This window comes from Ferrimicrobium sp. (assembly GCA_022690815.1).
Lineage (GTDB): Bacteria > Actinomycetota > Acidimicrobiia > Acidimicrobiales > Acidimicrobiaceae > Ferrimicrobium.
In genome coordinates, this window is sequence record JALCZJ010000011.1 from 61,295 (window position 1) to 81,583 (window position 20,289).

Sequence of the window (20,289 nt, forward strand, 5' to 3'; positions counted from 1 at the left end):
TTTCATGCTGGGGAGTCATTGCGAGCACAGACTATAGCAACTCGACCCTGGCATGATCGCCAACGACAAGCTTCGTCGCCCGCGGTCGATCATTGCGGTGCCCAATAACGGCAAACTTGCCGATCACCGAGCCCTCGATTGCACCGACGTTGTCGATGGTAGAGTCACTCAAGATGATCGAGTTTACGATCTCTGACGAGGTAACCATGCACCGGTCCCCGATAGAAGAGAACGGGCCGACATAGCTCGACCGCAATGTCACGCCTCGCCCGATAACCGCAGGCCCGCGTATGATCGAGTCGATGATCTTGGCGCCCGGCTCGATGAGCACCGGTCCTTCAACCTTCGAATCCAGTACCTCTCCCAAGATGGCGGAACGAACCGCCATCAGGGCAATCCGGTTGCCATCTAGCAACGCCTCAGGGTCGCCAAGGTCTTTCCAGTAACCGTCAACCATGGACGACTTGACTCCAAGGCCCATCGTAATCAGTTGACTGATAGCATCGGTGATCTCGAGCTCACCCCTCGCTGATGGTTTGATGGCCTCCACCGCATCGTGGATGCGATGGTCGAACAGATAAACTCCGACCAGTGCGAGATCGGAGGGCGGCACCTCAGGCTTTTCGACAAGGCGAACGACGGACCCGTCAGCCGCTATCTCTGCGACTCCAAACTTCCTGGGGTCACGAACCCGAGCCAGCAAAATTCTGGCAGCCGTCGAGGGTTCACGAGCGCCGAATCCATCGACGATCTCCGTGATGCCACCCACAAGAAAGTTGTCTCCCAGGTACATCACAAAGTCATCGTCACCCAGAAATTCACGGGCAATCAAGACCGCATGAGCTAGCCCACGCGGGGCGTCTTGCGGCAGGTACGTGACCCGCAGACCGAAGTCAGACCCGTCCCCCACTGCAGCTTCGACCTCGGCGGCGGTGTGTCCAACGACAATGCCGACCTCGCTAATGCCACACTCAGCGATCGCCTCAAGGCCGTAAAACAGGATCGGCTTATTGGCTATCGGAACAAGCTGCTTCGAAGCGGTGTGCGTGAGGGGTCGGAGCCGTGTTCCGGATCCACCAGCAAGAATTAGTGCCTTCAAGCCCTGCTCCTACGATACCGTGAGTCCGAGCGACCGTGCGATCACAAGACGTTGCACCTCTGATGTCCCTTCACCAATCTCGAGTATCTTGGCATCACGGTAGTAGCGGGCAACCGGTGACTCTTCAATAAAGCCGGCCCCACCGAAAATCTGGGTTGCTTCCCTCGCAATGGAGACGGCGGCCTCGGTCGCGTACAGCTTGGCCACCGCTGCCTCACGTTTAAACGGCTGTCCGTGGTCCTTGAGCCACGCCGCCCGATAGACCAGGAGTCGCGACGCCTCGACAGCGACCTCCATGTCAGCGCATTTAAAGGAGATTGCTTGGTAGCGAGAGATCGGGCCCCCAAAGGCATTTCGACTGGCCGCATAGGCCAGCGACTCACGTAAGCAAGCCTCCGCGAGCCCGAGTGCCAAGGCTGCAATCGAAATACGGCCATCATCAAGAATCGCCAGGAACTGAGCAAAGCCTCGCCCTGGCTCCCCAAGCAGGGCATCGGGGCCCACTTCGACATCCACAAGACTCAAAGGATGGGTGTCCGAGGCGTGCCAGCCCAATTTCTTATAGGCAGGTTCAACGGTGAATCCCGGCGTTCCCGTCGGGATGATAAAGCTCGACACACCATCGTCACCGCGAGCCGTTACCGTCACTAGTGACGTTATCTCGGTCCCAGAGTTGGTGATGTAGGCCTTCGATCCATTGATCCGGAACTGGTCGCCAATGCGCTCGACTTTGGTTCTCGTCGCGCCAGCGTCAGAACCGCCATCGGGTTCGGTCAAACCAAAGCCACCGAGAGCGGTACCAGCGCAGAGATCAGGCAGCCATCGCTGCTTTTGAGCCTCGTTACCAAACTGGTAAATCGGATTCGCACCAAGACCCACGCCAGCCGACAGGGTAATCGAGAGCGAAGAATCTCCTTTCGCAAGCTCCTCCACGGCGATACACAATGAGGTGAAGTCTCCTCCCCCACCTCCGTAGGTCTCCGGAAAGACCATGCCGAATAGGCCGAGTTCGCCCATTGCTCGCACCTGGTTGAGTGGAAACTCGCCTCGCTCATCCCAATCACGCGCATTCGGCATCACCTCAGCATCGACAAAGTCGGCGACGACCTTGCGAAGCGCCTCGTGTTCCTCACTAAATTCCACTGACATAGACCTCTCCTCTTCCTCTCCGTGTAGTGATCAGCTGCCACCCTGTTCGGGGCAACCTTGCTCATCGTTCACGAACTCACCCCAACCGAGCTATCTCTAATCGTGCCAGAGTTGGTACGATCCTCGGCTGATTCCTTCCGTCACCCTAACGCATGCTCGGCTATCACACTCCGCTAGCCATTACGACCAACCCTGATCACCTGCCAAACGATCGGCCCCTTCTCCTGACCGAACCTGCAAACCCATCCAACTCAAGGCTAGGATACTGACCAGGGGATGCCAACTTCTCGATCGCTCGATGCGAATCTCCTCATTCAAGGGACTCAAGCGGCGCGATCGTGGCTACTGCGTTCATCGATGCCAGGCGCACACCGCACGAGCAGAAATCAGCCACCAAGGGCGGCTGACTATCGGACATCAAAGGGCTGAGCGGCGCTGGAGCCAGCGTCGACCAGCAAGTGCGACTCGCAACCACCAACCTCTTGGGCGCAGCTAACGTTGGAGGTTGTCGTGTCCAGCCGATCATCGGACAAAGCCGATCCTAAGACATGGCCGATCCTGAGACATGGCCGATCTTGAGACATGGCCGATCTTGAGACATGGCCGATCTTGAGACATGGCCGATCTTGAGACATGGCCGATCTTGAGACATGGCAACTCAGACGCCAAGCGTCCCAAGGTGCACAACTTCACCGACACCAACGATCTTCTCTTCGTCGGCGGTCATGACGATAAGGCGGCCCAGCTCGTCAACATCTTTGGCGACTCCGACCGTCTCGTGGTCGCGATAGTGAATTCGCACTCGTTGGTTGATCGTCGCACACCATCCCCGATAGGTGCCCAGCACGGCCTCGGCACGTCCTTCTCGCAAGCATCCCAATTGCTGGTCAAGATCGCTAAGGAACGCCTCAAGGAACGCCTCACGTAGTGCAAAAAAGTCGGCTGCGGCCGCTGACCCGATCAGATCGGCGAGACAGCCGAGTGGCCGTTCATCCTCGAGATGCGGCGCCGCTGTAAGGTTTACGCCAAGGCCGAGAGCACCCTGGTACCCATGGTCGGTGAACACCCCATCAACAAGAATCCCTCCGAGTTTCACCCCGTTCGCCTCGAGATCATTCGGCCACTTAAGACAAGCCCCATGAGCTCCTAGCGCGAGCGTGCTCGCCATGACCGAGTTACCGACTGCCAACGGAAGCAAACCGAGAGTCTCTGACGTTGGAAGACACACAAGCACAGAACACATCAACGAAGTCCTCGGGATATCGGCAAAACTTCGATCACGCCGCCCTCTCCCTGCGCTCTGATGATCGGCTACTACGACTAAGCGCTCCAGACTGATCGAGCTATAGCACTCAGTCATCAGACGATTCGTTGAGTCGACCTCATCAAGTAGGATTATCCGCCATGGAGGAGAGTTGGTCATAATCGAGCACCCTAGGGCCAGGAGATTCGATCTGGTGTCTTTAGGGTTAGGGTTGTTGGCGGTCACCGTCCATGAGGGTGTAGGTTTACGATAGCGTCGACGGTCTTAGAAGACCAGCGGGGTGAGCAAGAAAGGTGGCGTAGGTGTTCAAACGGCTACTGGTGGCAAACCGTGGGGAGATCGCGGTCCGCGTTATGCGCACTGCCAAGGAGATGGGTATCACCACGATCGCCGTGTACTCCGATGCAGACCGTGATGCTATGCATGTGCGCTACGCCGATGAGTCCTACAATCTACCCGGATCGAGTGTGCGAGAAAGCTATCTCAACACCGAACGTATTCTGGAGGTGATCGAGCGCTCTGGAGCCGAGGCTGTCCATCCGGGCTACGGCTTCTTCAGCGAAAACACCGATTTTGCTCGGGCGATTGAGCGAACTGGCGTCGCTTTCGTTGGCCCACCCCCGGAGGCCATTGAAGTGATGGGGGACAAGATCTCCTCTCGTATCGCCGCGACGGCAGCCGGCGTCGCCGGCGTCCCCGGGACGACCGAGGTGCTCCAAGGGGCCGACGAGATCGTCGCATTTGGGAACCAGCATGGCTGGCCCGTGGCGATCAAGGCTGCCTATGGAGGCGGAGGACGAGGCATGCGTGTCGTGAGTTCCGAGTCGGAGGCAGCTGACGCGCTCGCTTCAGCCCAACGCGAAGCCCTTGCGTCATTTGGGCGCGACGAGTGTTATATCGAACGTTACCTCACCTGGCCTCGCCACGTGGAGATGCAAATCATCGGCGACAAACATGGCAACCTCCTATGGCTGGGTGAACGCGACTGCTCCTGCCAGCGACGGCATCAGAAGCTGATCGAGGAGTCACCCGCACCGTCGTTCCCAGACGAGATCCGAGTACAGATGGGAGAGGCTGCCGTCAAAGTCGCACGGGCCTGCGGTTACCACAACGCGGGAACCGTGGAGTTCCTCTATCAAGATGGCCAGTTCTACTTCCTTGAGATGAACACCCGTTTGCAGGTTGAGCACCCGATTACCGAAGCCGTGACCGGGCTCGACCTCGTGGAGTTACAGCTTCGCATCGCCGCTGGCGAGCCGCTGGAGCTCTCGCAGGATCAGATCTCCCACCGCGGACATGCGATCGAAATCCGACTCAACGCGGAGGATCCCTCTGGTGGTCGTTTTGTCCCATCCCCAGGCCCGATCACTCGCTTTGATCGGGCTGACGGTCCTGGCGTACGCACCGATGCCGGCTACGAGGTGGGCGACGAGGTAAGCCAGTACTATGACAACCTGATCGCCAAGCTCGTCGTCTGGGCACCCGATCGCGAGCGAGCTATCGCCAAAGCGATTCGCGCGCTGCATGAGACCAAGCTCGAGGGAGTGACAACCACGATTCCGGTTGATCTTGCGATACTTGAGCACAAAGACTTCCGTACCGTACAACACTCGACCAAGTGGGTTGAGGACCGCCTCGACCTCGCCGGTCTCGATGTTACACCCTCTTCCGGGGCACCAAGTGCAAAAGCGACCGAGCCGACCGAAGTGATCGCTGAGGTAGATGGCAAGCGCGTTGCGGTCAAGCTCTTCTTGCCCGAACTCGCGGTGGCGAACCCAACACGCACAACCCACGCGAGCACCACGGCTCCAGCCCCGAGAGCACCAAGACAACAGGGTGCAGCCGCAGCCGCCAGCTCGGGATCGGGCAATGTCACCGTTCCTATGCAGGGAACTGTTGTGAAGATCCCCGTCGAGGTCGGCCAAGAGGTGCAGGCTGGCGACACCATCATCGTGCTCGAGGCGATGAAAATGGAAAACTCGATCCTCGCTGAACGAACTGGCACAATCACCGAGATCAAGGTACATCCAGGAGACACCGTTGGTACCGGTGATGTCGTCGCAGTGATCTCGTAGCAGCCCGGTCACAGAGCTCGTCCAGGCACTCGACGAAAGGAGATGGATGTCATCATTCGATGCTGAAAGAAAGGCGATTCGATCAGCCGCTGAGCGCAACTATGGACGCGCCTACGACCTATCACATCGCATTCACGCCAACCCAGAGCTCGCCTTCGAGGAGGTCAAGGCGGCAGACTGGCTTGCGGGGGAACTCGATTCCCTTGGCTTTCGCACAGCGAAGGGCGTCGGCGGTCTCGATACTGCCGTGTTGGCTGAGGCTGGCGCGGGCGAGCTGGTGGTCAGCATCTGTGCCGAATACGACGCATTACCGTTGCTTGGTCACGCCTGTGGGCATAACATCATCGCCTCGAGTGCGCTGCTGGCCGGCGCCTCGCTCATCGACCTCGTCGACGACCTAGGCATCACACTGCGAATCGTTGGGACTCCAGCGGAGGAAGGGGGTGGCGGTAAGGTCATCCTGCTCGATCAGCAGATTTTCACCGGCACCAATCTCGCCATGATGATCCACCCTGCACCGATGGAGGCCGATCGCATGCACGTGCAGGCCGCCAGGCACTTCCGGGTAGCTTTTCACGGTCGTGACTCTCACGCCGCTGCCGCACCCCAACTCGGCATCAACGCCCTCGATGCCATGACCATCGCGCTGACATCGATTGGACTCTTGCGCCAACACATTGGGCCCGATGACCGTATTCACGGCATCGTCACCAATGGCGGAGATGCCCCAAACATCATCCCATCGCTTGTCGAGGGAGAGTTTTTGACTCGATCAGCAACCCTGGAACAGCTTGAACAACTCGCACCCCGCGTCGACCGCTGTTTCGAAGCCGGCGCCTTGGCAACCGGTTCAACCTGCACGATTACCGACAGGGGCCCAACCTACTCACAACTCGTTACCGACGAAGAGCTGGCCCAAATCTACGTCCGCGAGGCGACCGAGTTAGGACGCACCTTCCCGGCCGATGAAGCACCACTATCTGCCTCAACCGATATGGGCAACATCTCGCTTGAGGTTGCGACGATCCACCCGTTGGTGACCATCAACTCCTGGCCGGCGGTCAACCACCAACCTGAGTTCACGCAGGCAGCCAAGTCACCGGAGGCGGACCGCGCGATGTTCGAAGGTGGCATGGCCCTCGCAATGACTGCGGTGGTTGCAGCCAAAAACGAAGAGACCCGGCAGCGTCTGCTCGCTCATTCCTGTCGTTAAGGTGCGCTACCGGACCAGGACACGCAGGTATCAACGTGGAGTTTGATGCCGTCATTCGTCGGCGACGCATGCACCGATCATTCTCTGAAGAACCCGTGGCCACAGCTGACGTGCTCTCGCTGTGTGAGAGTGCCCTCAGGGCACCGTCCGCCGGCTTCACCCAAGGCACTGAGCTGGTGGTCATCGCCGATCCAGATCGCATTGAGGCGATCCTCGCCACAATTTCAACGCCAGGTTGGCTGCGTAACTCTCCAACACACCAAGGGCTGTTACAGTCACAGCTCCTGATTTTGCCGATCGTCAATAAGCCCGCTTACCTCGCTCGCTATGCAGAGCCCGACAAGGCCTCGTCAGGCCTCGATGCCGAAGAGGCCTGGCCTCAGCCTTACTGGATAGTCGATGCCAGCTTTGCGACGATGCAGCTGCTTCTTAAGGTCGTGGATCTTGGCCTGGGGGCAACATTTATGGGCATCTATTATGGTCACGATCAACTCGCCAAGGCGTTAGCGCTGCCGCCAGGGCTCGATCCACTCGGCATTGTATGCGTTGGGCACCCAACGCAGAACAATGCACCGACCGGATCGGTCGTTCGTCGCCCGCCACGAGCGACGTCGACGCGCCTACATTTTGAACACTGGTAACACACGAACACTGGTAGGGTGAGACAGGAGGCCCGACGATGACCAACTTTCATACCATGCTCGCCCAGGCTAAGATGCACATCACCGAGGTCGATCCTGGAGAACTCACCGATGCACCAGATAGCTACTGGACGTTTCTCGACGTTCGTGAGCCAAGCGAAGTCGAGCAAGGCATCATCCCGGGGAGTGTCCATATAGCTCGAGGATACCTTGAGCTCCAGATCGAACAACTCATCCCCGACAAGGATACCCCTGTCCTCGCCTACTGTGCCGCCGGAATACGCAGTGCATTGGCGGCCTTCACGCTTGGGCAGCTGGGATACACGAACGTCGCATCGCTACGTGGAGGCTTTGACACATGGAAGGCCAGCGGCCGACGATGGGAAGTTCCGAAGCGACTCACCGATGCCCAGCGTTACCGCTACCATCGCCATTTGCTCCTCCCTGGTGTCGGCGAGACGGGTCAGCTGCGCCTCCTCGCAGCTCGAGTCCTTGTGCTTGGGGCAGGAGGGCTGGGGTCTCCCGCCGCTCTCTATCTCGGGGCCGCGGGAGTGGGGACGTTGGGGATTGTGGACATGGACGAAGTCGACACCTCGAACCTCCAGCGCCAGATCGTGCACACAACCGAACGGGTGGGCCAACGCAAAGTTGACTCCGCCAAGGCTGCCATTGCGTCTCTCAACCCGGAGGTGCAGGTCAACACCTACGACCTTCACCTTGATGTCGACAACATCGAGGCCATCATCCGCGACTATGACGTCATCGTTGACGGGACCGATAACTTCGCAGCTCGCTACGTCATCAACGATGCCGCGACAGCAGCCAACATCCCTGTCGTCCATGGTTCGATCTATCAGTTTGAGGGGCAAGTCACCGTCTTTGCACCCCCGAATGGCCCATGTTTTCGTTGCTTTGTGCCAACCGCACCCCCGCCCGAACTCGCCCCATCGTGCTCCCAGGCGGGCGTCCTTGGTGTCCTCGGCGGTGTCATTGGATCCATCCAGGCCACCGAGGTGATCAAACTGATCGTCGGCCTTGGCGAGCCGCTGATTGGCCGTATTTTTACTTACGACGCCATGACCCAGACAAGTCACACCTATGGACTCGGGATCGATGCTCATTGTGCCACAGCGGGGCACCGCGAACCCATTGCACGCGACAGCGTCACCGCAGCCTCACGATAGCGCCCGCACCGTTGATCGGCGATACTGGGCTGGTGAGCCCCCCGTGATGCAAGTAGGATGGCGGTGATGACCTTCAAGAAGACTGACTCTGAAATTGAGATCGAACCGGTCTATTCGCCAGCCAATAGCTCGGTTGATTACGAGCGTGACCTCGGTGATCCCGGTACCTTCCCCTTCACGCGGGGTATCTATCCCGAGATGTACCGACGTCGCGCCTGGACCATGCGCCAATACGCTGGCTTCGGGACGGCACAAGCGACCAACGAACGCTTCCATTTTCTCCTAAAGAACGGCCAGACCGGGCTTTCGTGCGCCTTTGATCTCCCAACGCAGATGGGCTATGACGCAGATCACCCCAGGGCCGAAGGAGAGGTCGGCCGGGTTGGAGTCGCTATCTCATCAATTGAGGATATGCACCTGCTGTTCAAGAATATCCCGCTCGACAGGGTAACCACCTCCATGACGATCAATGCCACGGCCTCGACCTTGCTGTTGCTCTACCAGCTGGTGGCCGAGGAGACCAACGTCGACCCAGCCACCATCGGCGGGACGATTCAAAACGACGTCTTAAAGGAGTACGCCGCCAGGGGAACCTACATCTACCCGCCCCGCCCCAGCATGCGCATTATCACTGACATCTTTAGCTATTGCCAACGGGAGCTCCCTCACTTTAACACGATCTCCATCTCGGGCTATCACATCCGTGAGGCGGGCTCGACCGCCGCCCAGGAGCTCGCCTTTACGATCGCCAACGGCATAGCCTACGTCGAGGCAGCATTGGCGGCGGGACTCGCTGTCGACGACTTCGCTCCTCGCCTCAGCTTTTTTTGGAACGCCCACAATAACCTCTTTGAGGAGGTCGCGAAGTTCAGAGCCGCGCGCCGGTTGTGGGCTAACATCATGCGGGATCGCTTCCACGCTCTAGACCCTCGATCCCAGCTGATGCGCTTTCACACCCAAACCGGTGGATCAACTCTTACGGCACAACAGCCTGAGGTCAACATCATCCGTGTCTCGCTCCAGGCACTGGCTGGCGCCCTCGGTGGCACTCAGTCGCTGCATACCAACGGATACGATGAGGCTCTTGGGCTCCCTACAGAGAAGGCCGCCAAACTCGCCCTGCGCACCCAACAGGTAATCGCCTACGAGACAGGAGTGACCGATACCGTAGACCCACTGGCTGGCTCGTACTTTGTGGAGTCACTGACGACCTCGCTTGAGGAAAAGGCTCGCGGATACCTTGAGGAGATCGACGGTCAGGGCGGTGCCGTTGCGGCCATCGAAACCGGCTACATCCAACAAGAGATCGAACGAGCAGCATACGACTACACCAAGGCCGTTGATGCCGGCGACAAGATCATCGTAGGAGTCAATCAATTTATCGATGCCGAGGAGGTCAGCCCAGAGGTCTTCCCTATCGACCCAGCACTCCAACGCGAACAGTCCAACAGGGTTCAGGAGTTGCGACGACGAAGAGACCAAGGTGCCGTTGACCTCGCCCTAACCAACCTCAAGGCGGCAGCCGAAGGTACGGACAACGTCTGCTACCCCATGAAACAAGCGCTCGCAGCACGGGCGACGCTCGGGGAGGTAGCTGATTGCCTGCGTAGCGTTTTCGGTACCTACACACCTAATTGATTTTAATGTATTCTATGCTATACTGATCCCATCACCAAGGAGGGTCGCCATGGGTCAGGAAGGTCCACGTCCAGCATTGCTATCGATCAGTCGGTGGGAGGTTCCCCATGACCGGGAGCGCTGGTGGCCAATCAGCTCAGACTATGTTCAGCTGCTTTGGCTGCCCGTACTCGGACCGTCCTGCATCGTACTCCTCCAGCGCCTTGATCTCCTCATCGGCACGTCGAAGAGCGTCTGTGTTCCATCAGAGGAGCTCGCCCGCTCACTCGGCCTCGGCCATACCCCGAATCGAGGTTCCCTGCTGGATCGGAGTATCGATCGTTGCCGGGATTTCCACGTGCTACGAGAGCTCACGCCTGGCTCCATTGAGGTCCCACGAGAGCTTCCACCGCTTAGCAGCCGTCAGCTACGACGACTTCCAGCGAGTCTGCAGGCGATCGCGAGACCCGAGCTCCACCGCTATCGTGCAATGGCCGATCGCGATGGACGATTACGCCAGCTCAGCGCCACACTTGCTGAGCTGGGCGCCGAAGAGGACGAGATCGTCGATCAACTGACGCGTTTGGGCTACGCACCGACTATCCGGCAGGTTACTGTAACCAACGGATAAAGGTTAACACGCCAAAGCCAGTCGCACCCGCACGGATCCATCCACGATCGCCTTCGGCACGCGAGGGACCGGCGATGTCTAAATGTGCCCAGTGGGCGTCGGGTACAAAACGCTGCAGCAGCAGTGCGGCGGTGATAGCGCCTCCCCCACGCTTGCCGACATTCTTCATGTCACCGACCTCAGAGGCGATGAGCTTCTCATAGCTCTTCGGGAGAGGTAGCTGCCAGTTCGGCTCGAGAGCACGCTCACCCGCTGCATGAAGCGCGTCGATGAGCGGCTGCTCGTTACCCATGAGTCCAGCGATCTCTTCGCCCAGTGCAACGACACAAGCCCCAGTAAGGGTTGCAATATCTACGATCTCTTCGTTGCCATCCTCAAGCGCCAACGTGAGGCCATCCGCCAACACCAAACGGCCCTCGGCATCGGTATTGAGTACCTCAATCGTGCGTCCCGAGCGGGTGATCAAGACATCCCCCGGCTTTTGCGCACTACCTGAGGGCATATTTTCAGTCAGCATCAGGTAACCATTGACCTCATGGGTAACGCCGAGCGCTCGCAGCGTGGACATCGCCGCGAGGACCGCTGCTGCACCACCCATGTCCGTCTTCATAGTCATCATCCCCTCACCAGACTTGAGCGAGAGACCACCAGAGTCGAACGTAATCCCCTTGCCGACTAGCCCGACCTTCTTGCCAGAAGCTTGATCGGGTCGATAGGAGAGTTTGATCGCACGCGGGGGCTCAACCGATCCACGGGCAACACCCAAGAGCCCACCAAGGTGCTCGCGCTCACAGTCCTGCTCATCCCAGACACGGATCTCAAGCCCCGAGCGGCCCGCCACCTCGGTGGCGATACGGGCAAAGTCCCTCGGCGTCAGACGAGAGGGGGGCTCGTTGATCAGATCACGGGCGAGGGCAACGGCCTCGGCGAGCACGAGTGCGCGCTCGAGTGCGGCTTCAAGGTTTGGCTGTGTGACAAGCTCGATCTGCGAGCAGAGGAAGGCATCTGGATCCTCTTTGGTGCGGTAAGTATCGAACCGGTAACCCGCGAGCAACATGCCGATGGCAAACTCCTCGAGTTGCTCGAACTCGAGACTGGGAACCGAGACCGCGACCCCGCTAAGGTGGGCCTTGGATGCCTCATCCACTACCGCGGCTCCGAGACCCCGAAGCTGCTCCCTGGTAGGATCGGCGGCGATACGGAGTTCGTAGCCGAGACTTCCATCCACAACGGCTGCGCGCAGCCGTGTCGAATACTCACCCGGCTGGATACGCACTATCGGCATTCCTGCACTTGCCTGACTCGCCACGGTCACTGTTGTCTTTAAGCCCACGTTTCACTCCTCTTCTGGTCAAATCTCATGCCGTCTCATGATCAAATGAGCGGGGGCGAACCCGGTCGTTCGTGGTCACGACTGCAACCACTCTCAGGGTGCTCCAGCTAATAACCTTAGGCGCGCCCCGAGCCCCGAGCGGTCAAGGACGAGCCCTCGCTCCATCTGGCAAGGGTCCACAAAAGATCAGAGAGCCGATTCAGATAGACCTGGACCAGCGAGTCGGGCGCCGTGCGTACGAAGGCAACGCTATGGCGCTCAGCTCTCCTGACCACCGTGCGCGCCACGTCGAGAAAGGCAGCGACAACCTCCTCACCAGGGACCACGAACTCACGAGGAGGCGTGAAACGCGTCGACACCTCATCGATGAGCTCCTCGAGGTGAGAGACCATCTCGGGCGAGACCAAAGTGGCTCCAGCCTTGAGGCGATCCCGCTTGTCTGGGTGCGTCGCCACCTCTGCCATGAGGATCCACAGATCGAGTTCCGCGTCCCGACAGATGGCTGCAAGCTCGGAATGGGCATGTGCTCGGGCTACCCCGAGATGGGCTTGTGCCTCATCGACGGCCCCATTGAGCTCGATCTGGAGCGAATCCTTGGGTGCCCGACCGCCGTACAGCAGGCCTGTTGTCCCATGATCGCCAGTCTTAGTATAAATCTTCACAACATCACTCCTCAAAAGCGCCACCTACCAGCTACTAGCCTATTAGGCATGCTTGATTACGCCCGGTTCGTCAAAGAACAGATTGTTATCTTCGACGGGGCTACCGGAACCAACCTACAGCTTAAGGAGCTTGCCGCCGACGACTTCGGCGGTGAACGCCTTGAGGGTTGCAACGAGGTGTTGGTTCGCACCAAGCCAGACGTGATCCGCGAGCTCCATGCATCATTCCTTGCCGTCGGCGTGGACGTCATTGAGACCGATACCTTTGGCTCGCTCGCCCCTGTTCTGAGCGAATATGGCCTTGCATCAGAGGCACGCGAGCTCAACGAACTCGCGGCCCGTCTAGCAGTTGATGTTGCCCACGATTTTTCTACGCCAAACCATCCTCGGTTCGTCGCCGGCAGCATGGGCCCCGGTACCAAGCTACCCACATTGGGTCAGATCCCGTTTAACACCCTCGTCGAGGCCTACTGCACACAAGCCTCGGGGCTGATCGCTGGTGGCGTCGATCTGCTCGTCATCGAAACCGTCTACGATATCCTCTCCGCCAAGGCAGCCATGCTGGGGGCTCGCCAAGCAATGGGGGCTGCGGGTCGCGAACTCCCCATACAACTGCAGGTCACGATCGAGCTCACCGGACGCATGCTCCCAGGCACAGAGATTGGTGCCGCCCTCGCCTCCTTAGCCGCCCTTAAACCAACCGTGTTCGGCATCAACTGTGCAACGGGACCAACCGAAATGAGCGAGCACCTACGGTATCTGGCCGAACACAGCCCGGTGCCAATCTCGTGCTTACCCAACGCGGGGCTGCCTTCGGTCCAGGATGGACGAATGCACTACGACTTGACCCCCGACCAGCTTGCTACGTCGCTGCGACGCTTCATCCTCGACTTTGGGGTGACGGTGGTGGGTGGTTGCTGCGGTACTACCCCCGATCACTTGAAGGCCGTGGTCGACGCATGTCATGACCTTGAACCCCAGGAGCGTCACCCCAACTTTGACCCAGAGGTCGCATCGTTGTACTCGCCGGTATCTCTTCGGCAAGAAACGTCGATCCTCAACGTTGGTGAGCGCACCAATGCAAACGGCTCAAAGCGCTTTCGCGAGGCGCTCCTATCTAAAGATTTTGACACCTGCGTCGCCATGGCACAAGAGCAGGTACGAGACGGAGCCCACCTCATCGACGTTTGCGTCGACTACACCGGTGAAGATGGCATCGCGAATATGCGCGAACTCGCCTCACGCATTGCGACCGCCTCAACACTCCCAATCATGATCGACTCAACGGAAGCTGAGGTGGTCGAAGAGGCTCTTATCCACCTCGGAGGGCGTAGCATCTTGAACTCAGTAAACCTTGAGGAGGGTGATGCTCCAAACTCACGACTCGACAAATTCCTCACACTTGCCCGACGTCATGGGGCTGCAGTGGTCGCGACCTGCATCGACGAGGAAGGCCAGGCTCGCACGCCTGAGTGGAAGCTTAAAGCAGCAACCGCTATCGCCAACGTGGCGACAGAACGCTATGGACTCACCACCCAGGACCTGATCTTTGATCCGTTGGTGCTGCCGATCACTACGGGCATGGAGGAGTCCCGCCTCGACGGGAAGTCAACCATCGAGGGAATCCGCCTGATACACGAGGCATTCCCGGAGTCCCAAACCATCATCGGTCTCTCCAACATCTCCTTTGGACTCAAACCAGCTGCGCGAGAGGCGCTGAACTCCGTCTTCCTTGAGGAGTGTCGGCGCAACGGGCTCACCATGGCTATCCTGCATCCTTCAAAGATCCTTCCTCTCGCAAAGATTCCCGACGAGATCACCGAGGTCTGCCTCGACCTCATCTACGACCGTCGCCGACCGGCCTATGATCCACTCTCACGCCTGATCGAGCTCTTCCAATCCGCTGAAAGTCTCCGCGAAACCGGTCCCGCCTTGGAATCGTTACCGGTCGACACCCGACTGTACCGTCGAATCGTTGATGGCAACCGCATCGGCCTGGAGTCCGATCTCGAAGAGGCCCTCGGCAACGGACTCAGTGCGCTTGCCATTGTCAATGAGATTCTGCTCTCGGCGATGGCCGAGGTCGGTGACCTCTTTGGCTCCGGCCAGATGCAGCTTCCCTTCGTGCTTGCGTCGGCAGAGACCATGAAACAAGCGGTCGCCTACCTCGAACCGTTCATGGATCGCACCGAGTCAAGCAACCGTGGCACGATTGTCCTCGCAACCGTCAAGGGAGATGTCCACGACATCGGCAAGAACCTCGTCGACATCATCTTAACCAACAACGGGTTTACTGTTCATAACCTGGGCATCAAGGTCGCCGTCAATGAACTGATCGAGAAGGCCCTCGAGACTGAGGCTGATGCGATTGGCATGAGCGGACTTCTCGTAAAATCCACCCTCGTCATGCGTGATAATCTCCTCGAGCTCAACCAGCGAGGCCTCTCCCATATACCAGTCATTCTTGGTGGGGCAGCGCTCACGCGCACGTACGTAGAGCGTGACCTCCGCGAGGTCTATGAGGGACGGGTTTTCTACGGCAAAGACGCCTTTGAAGGGTTAGACGTCCTCGACAAGCTTGTTCGGATATCCAACGGCGAGTTGGTCGATGACGACTTTGGTCGAACCATCAAGGTCTCATCGGTCAAGCGTATGCGCACATCACTAGAGGAGGACCGGCCCGAGCAGACCACGCGCTCGCCTCAGGTACCCTTCGATAATCCGATTTATAAGCCACCATTTCTTGGCACCCAGATCGTCAAAGGCATCCCAATTGAAGAGATCGCGGCCTACCTCAATGAGACGGCGTTGTTTCGCCACCAATGGGGCTACCGTCCCCAAAACGGTGAGACTGATGCGGAATTTAAGGACCGAATTCGTCAGCAACTCCTGGTCCAGCTCGATCATGCTCACACACAGCAAGCGTTGATCCCACAGGTCGTCTATGGCTATTTTCCCTGCTATTCGGAGGGCAACGACCTTGTCGTTCTCAATCCGTTAAATCTGGAGGAAGAACAGACGCGGTTCCACTTTCCAAGGCAATCCGGGGAGCAACACCTCTGTATTGCCGACTTCTTCCGTCCGCGACCAACGGGTGAAATCGACTACGTTGCCTTCCATGTCGTCACGATGGGCCAGCGCGTAAGCGAACTCGCCCAACAGTATTTTCAAGACAACCGCTACCAGGACTATCTACACCTCCATGGCCTCGGTGTCGAGATGGCCGAAGCGTTAGCCGAACTCTGGCACGCACGCATCCGCCGTGAGTGGGGATTTGCCGACCAGGATGGTCCGACCCTCGCGGGCCTGTTCAAGCAAGCCTATCGTGGCGGCCGATACTCATGGGGATACCCCGCTTGCCCCAATCTTGAGGACAACGGTCGCGTCATCACACTACTGGACGCAGCCCGTATTGGAGTGCGTGTCTCCGACAACTTCCAACTCGAACCAGAACAGACAACCACGGCGATCATCGCCCATCATCCAATGGCGAAATACTTTATCGCCTAACGACTGGGCGCCACGGATCGCGGCCAACCCACCAAATTGGCGATCTGCGTACTCCCCATCGGCCACGATTACGGCACGCGATGCGGCGACGCAAAGCTACTGGAGAACCGCAAGTTCACGCGGAGCCTGGTTGAGCGAGCGAACCCCAGCTTCATCGAGGAACACGATGTCCTCTATCCGCGCCCCCATCTCGCCTGGAATGTAAATCCCTGGCTCGATCGAGAATGCACTACCAGCCTCCAGCGAAAGCTCATTGTCGCCCGACAGATACGGGTCTTCGTGTTCGTCCAAACCGATGCCATGGCCAAGTCTGTGCACAAAGTAGTCACCGTATCCGCCATCGTTGATCACCTTCCTAGCGACCATATCGGCATCCCGACCAGACATACCAACGCGAATCATCGCTCGCGCTTCGCTTTGTGCACGATACAGCACGTCATAGAGTTCAACGAAGCCCGCAGGTGGCTCGCCAACGACGAAGGTCCGCGTCATATCCGAACAATAACCAGGCTCGTCGCCGACGGTGAAGGTACCGCCGAAGTCGAGCACCAGCGCATCCCCTGGCATAATCGTTCGCATACTCGGCTCATGATGTGGCGAAGCCGAATTGGGCCCACTACCGACGATCGTGAAGTTGACCTTGCTGTGACCCTCGTCGAGGAGGGCCTGGCCAATATCAGTCGCAACATCGCGCTCGACACGGTGCGCCACCGCAATCTCCCCACGTAACAACCGATTGGCAACCCGATCCGCCGCCTGCGCCGCCGCTTCAAGCAATGCAACTTCGAGGCTGTCCTTGTGCGCTCGCAGTCCACTTAACAACTTGGTGCCAGAGACAAAGACGGCATTGGGTACCTGCGCCATGAGCGGGAGCAGCCATCCCGCCTGGAACCGATCATCGATGGCTAAGCGCGGGGCATTGCCAACCATGGAGCCAAGAATCGCGAATGGATCCTCACCATCAGTCCATCCGACAAGTTCAAGGCCCTCGAGTTCACGAACGCGCGGAGCCTCCAACTTTGGAACCAACAGACGAGTATTGCCGACAACATCGAGGTACAGGCAGGTGATCCGCTCCAGCGGCATCGCCTCGTAGCCGGTCAACCAAGGCAGCTCCCTCCCGAGTGTCACCAACAAGGCATCGACGCCTGAGACCTCGAGCTGATGCCTGGCCTTTTCTTGCCGAGCCCGGTAGGCAGCCACGAACTGGCTTCGATCGGTCACGCCATCGCCCCAGCGGCTGCATCAGAACCTTGGCGCGCGTGGTAGGAAGATCTCGCGAGCGGCGACGCCTCCACATAGCGAAAGCCCAGACCCATCGCGTAGTCACGCAACTCAGCAAACTCATCAGGATGGTAGTATCGCGAGACTGGCAGATGATCGCGAGTCGGTCGTAGGTATTGTCCAACGGTCAAGATATCGACGCCAACCGAACGGATATCTCGCATGACGGACTTCAGCTCCGGAATCGACTCGCCCATACCCACGATTAGGCCAGACTTGGTGGTGAGACCAAACTCCTTCGCACGAGCCAAAACCGTCAGTGAGCGTACATAGTTCGCCGATGGACGAATCGCTCGATGGAGACGCAACACCGTCTCTAGATTGTGGTTGAGCACATCAGGTCGTGCCTCTAGCACTGTCTCTAGGGATGCAGGATCTCCCTTGAAGTCGGGAATCAGGACCTCAACGGAACAGTGTGGGTTTAGTTCGCGGATCTGGCGAATGGTCTCAGCAAACGCCTGAGAACCTCCATCACGTAAATCGTCCCTCGCGACCGCGGTGACCACTGCAAACGATAATCCAAGTGCGGACACTGCTTCGGCAACATGCCGGGGCTCGTCCGGATCCAAGGCCAGTGGCTTTGAAGTATCAACCAAACAAAATGCGCATGCCCGGGTGCAGCGCTCGCCGTTGATCATGAAGGTGGCGGTGCCATCCTTCCAGCACTCATAGATATTTGGGCATCCCGCCTCTTCGCACACCGTCACGAGGTTGAGATCTCGTACGAGATGCTGTAGGGAGCGATACTCTTCACCCAGGTTCACCTCGCTGCGCAGCCACTCAGGCTTGCGCGAGACGTAGGGAACCGCAGTGTCGAACGCAAACCCAGCCTTAGCAAGGCGTTGATTCAACCTGGAGGCAACTGGATTGTCACCATCTCTGTTGCCGTCGTAGCGAACACTGACGCTAGCTGCGTCGTCGACCCCTTCATAATCGAGATCCTCGAACCCAAAAGCCCGAGCAAAATGCATCGCATAGGCCCGTGCCACCTCAGCGACCGAGGTGTGCACCCCCTCGGCCATCATCGAGGTCACCGCCTTGTCAGCGATGCCACAGGGAACGATATGTTCAAACATGTGCAGATCGCTGTTGACATTAAGCGCGAAACCATGCATCGAGCGCCCCCGCGAAAGCTTGACGCCAATCGCAGCAATCTTGCGAGGGGCCTTGATGGGGCCAACCCAGACACCTGGGAACTGTTCAAGCGTGTAGGCCTCGACTCCGTAGTCGGCAAGCAACGCGACGAGCGTGGCCTCCAACGTATGTACATATCGGGGAGTCGAATCTTTACCCACTGGAACATCAATGATCGGGTACCCAACCAACTGGCCTGGTCCATGATAGGTGATGTCACCACCTCGATCAGTCCAACACGCCGTCGCATTCACCGAAGCCGGATCGACAAGTAGATGGGCGGGGTCGGTGCGTACACCCATGGTGTAGACATGCGGATGCTCAAGCAACAACAGGTGAGAGCTATCGCCTTCGCGGAGCCGTTGCTGGAACACGAGTCCATCCTCGTATCCAACCCTTCCAAGCCAACGTGCACCTAGGGCAGGTCTACGCTCAGGCATCAAAGCTCCTGTTCCCAATTCCAGCCTTCCAATACCTGCTTCAGCTTGGCAAGGAAAGCAGCAGCATACGCCCCATCAATGGCTCGATGATCGAAATTCAACGTCAACATGCCCACGGAGTGAATGCCAATTGACTCTGTGCCATCGCTATCAACCACCACGACAGGCTTGCGACTGATACCATCGGTAGCCAGGATGACCACCTGGGGCTGGTTGATAATCGCTCCGGTCATAAACGTCCCGAATGGACCCGGATTGGTAATCGTAAACGTACCACCAGCAATGTCATCGGCCCCAAGTCGGCGCGACCTCGCCCGACTCGCCAGATCGTAAATCTCGCGAGCAATGCCGGTCAGACGCTTCCCATCAGCACCATGAACCACCGGGGCAATCAACCCCTCAAGGTTGAGGTCAACCGCAATTGAAAGGTTGACATCCCGGTGGACCACCAGCGAATCTCCCATCACTGAGGCATTGACGTTCGGGTAGGCCCGAACCGATTCCACTACAGCCCGAGCAATGAAGGGGAGGTAGGTAAGGGTAAAGCCCTCCTCGTCCTTGAATGCGCTACCCTTTGCCTTCCGAACCCGCTCAATTCGCTCAAAGTCAACCTCGATAGACATGAGCGTGTGCGCAGACACCGCCTTCGAATTGACCATGTGTTCCGCAGTTCTTCGCCGGATGTTGGTAAAGGGAACGACGTAATCACGCGATCCAGGATTGATCTCTGGCCCGGAATACGTTGCTGGAGTCTCCGCCCGCACCGCCGGCGTGTTGGCCACTTCGGCTGGGGCTGGTTGTGGAGCTGGGGCTGGTTGTGGAGCTGGGGCTGGTTGTTGGGTTTGAGCCATATCACGGTTCCCACCAGCCCGACGATCCAAGAGAGTCAATACATCAGCCCGAGTAATACGACCACCAACGCCCGTACCTTGGATGGCGGTAGGATCCAGATTATTCTCCTCGATCAGGTGACGCACAACCGGTGATAGCACAAGGTCACCATACGTGGGGGCCGCCTGTGGAGCTGGGGCTGGTTGTGGAGCTGGGGCTGGT

Annotated in this window: 15 protein-coding genes; 7 read left to right on the forward strand and 8 right to left on the reverse strand. The window is 58.5% G+C overall.

All coding sequences use genetic code 11. The features are described from left to right. Window positions 1–31: 31 nt before the first annotated feature. The 3 genes from MP439_05130 to MP439_05140 all read right to left on the reverse strand — a co-directional run bounded on the left by MP439_05130 (window position 32) and on the right by MP439_05140 (window position 3,671). A complete protein-coding gene (locus MP439_05130) occupies window positions 32–1,099 on the reverse strand; it encodes a glucose-1-phosphate thymidylyltransferase (GenBank protein MCI2975443.1) in 1,068 nt (355 codons plus the stop codon). 9 nt (window positions 1,100–1,108) lie between these two features. Further along, window positions 1,109–2,248, reverse strand: a complete 1,140-nt coding sequence (locus tag MP439_05135) for an acyl-CoA dehydrogenase family protein (GenBank protein ID MCI2975444.1) — start codon at window positions 2,246–2,248, stop codon at window positions 1,109–1,111. Between the two features lie 658 nt (window positions 2,249–2,906). Continuing rightward, window positions 2,907–3,671, reverse strand: a complete 765-nt coding sequence (locus tag MP439_05140; protein ID MCI2975445.1) for a biotin--[acetyl-CoA-carboxylase] ligase — start codon at window positions 3,669–3,671, stop codon at window positions 2,907–2,909. Window positions 3,672–3,814: 143 nt separating this feature from the next. Here MP439_05140 and MP439_05145 point away from each other — a divergent pair, with 143 nt between their 5' ends. The 6 genes from MP439_05145 (at window position 3,815) to MP439_05170 (ending at window position 10,873) form a co-directional block, all read left to right on the forward strand. Then, a complete protein-coding gene (locus tag MP439_05145) occupies window positions 3,815–5,587 on the forward strand; it encodes a biotin/lipoyl-binding protein (GenBank protein MCI2975446.1) in 1,773 nt (590 codons plus the stop codon). A gap of 46 nt (window positions 5,588–5,633) precedes the next feature. Continuing rightward, on the forward strand, window positions 5,634–6,800 hold the full coding sequence (locus MP439_05150) for a M20 family metallopeptidase (protein MCI2975447.1): 1,167 nt from the start codon (window positions 5,634–5,636) through the stop codon (window positions 6,798–6,800). 35 nt (window positions 6,801–6,835) lie between these two features. Continuing rightward, window positions 6,836–7,441, forward strand: coding sequence for a nitroreductase family protein (locus tag MP439_05155; protein ID MCI2975448.1), 606 nt, complete (start codon window positions 6,836–6,838; stop codon window positions 7,439–7,441). A 38-nt stretch (window positions 7,442–7,479) separates the two neighbouring features. Then, the gene (gene moeB, locus MP439_05160; protein MCI2975449.1) at window positions 7,480–8,625 is read left to right on the forward strand and encodes a molybdopterin-synthase adenylyltransferase MoeB; all 1,146 of its coding nucleotides are present in this window, start codon (window positions 7,480–7,482) and stop codon (window positions 8,623–8,625) included. 66 nt (window positions 8,626–8,691) lie between these two features. Next, window positions 8,692–10,263: a methylmalonyl-CoA mutase family protein gene (locus MP439_05165; protein MCI2975450.1), complete on the forward strand. Its 1,572-nt coding sequence runs from the start codon at window positions 8,692–8,694 to the stop codon at window positions 10,261–10,263. Between the two features lie 49 nt (window positions 10,264–10,312). After that, window positions 10,313–10,873: a hypothetical protein gene (locus MP439_05170; protein MCI2975451.1), complete on the forward strand. Its 561-nt coding sequence runs from the start codon at window positions 10,313–10,315 to the stop codon at window positions 10,871–10,873. Here the strand turns inward: MP439_05170 and MP439_05175 are convergent. After that, complete coding sequence (locus MP439_05175) at window positions 10,854–12,206, reverse strand: leucyl aminopeptidase (protein MCI2975452.1); 1,353 nt, start codon at window positions 12,204–12,206, stop codon at window positions 10,854–10,856. The genes MP439_05170 and MP439_05175 overlap by 20 nt on opposite strands. A gap of 116 nt (window positions 12,207–12,322) precedes the next feature. Next, on the reverse strand, window positions 12,323–12,868 hold the full coding sequence (locus tag MP439_05180; protein MCI2975453.1) for a cob(I)yrinic acid a,c-diamide adenosyltransferase: 546 nt from the start codon (window positions 12,866–12,868) through the stop codon (window positions 12,323–12,325). Window positions 12,869–12,916: 48 nt separating this feature from the next. Here MP439_05180 and metH point away from each other — a divergent pair, with 48 nt between their 5' ends. Then, window positions 12,917–16,378 (forward strand): methionine synthase, encoded by a 3,462-nt coding sequence (gene metH / locus MP439_05185; GenBank protein MCI2975454.1) that lies wholly within the window; start codon window positions 12,917–12,919, stop codon window positions 16,376–16,378. Between the two features lie 96 nt (window positions 16,379–16,474). On the opposite strand, the gene MP439_05190 is transcribed toward metH, so the two are convergent. The 3 genes from MP439_05190 to MP439_05200 all read right to left on the reverse strand — a co-directional run. After that, a complete protein-coding gene (locus MP439_05190; protein MCI2975455.1) occupies window positions 16,475–17,602 on the reverse strand; it encodes a M24 family metallopeptidase in 1,128 nt (375 codons plus the stop codon). After that, window positions 17,599–19,236, reverse strand: a complete 1,638-nt coding sequence (gene lipA, locus MP439_05195; protein MCI2975456.1) for a lipoyl synthase — start codon at window positions 19,234–19,236, stop codon at window positions 17,599–17,601. The genes MP439_05190 and lipA overlap by 4 nt, the downstream gene beginning before the upstream one ends. Then, window positions 19,236–20,289: 2-oxo acid dehydrogenase subunit E2 (locus tag MP439_05200; protein ID MCI2975457.1), on the reverse strand; the 1,054-nt coding region annotated here is incomplete at its 5' end. The genes lipA and MP439_05200, both read right to left, overlap by 1 nt.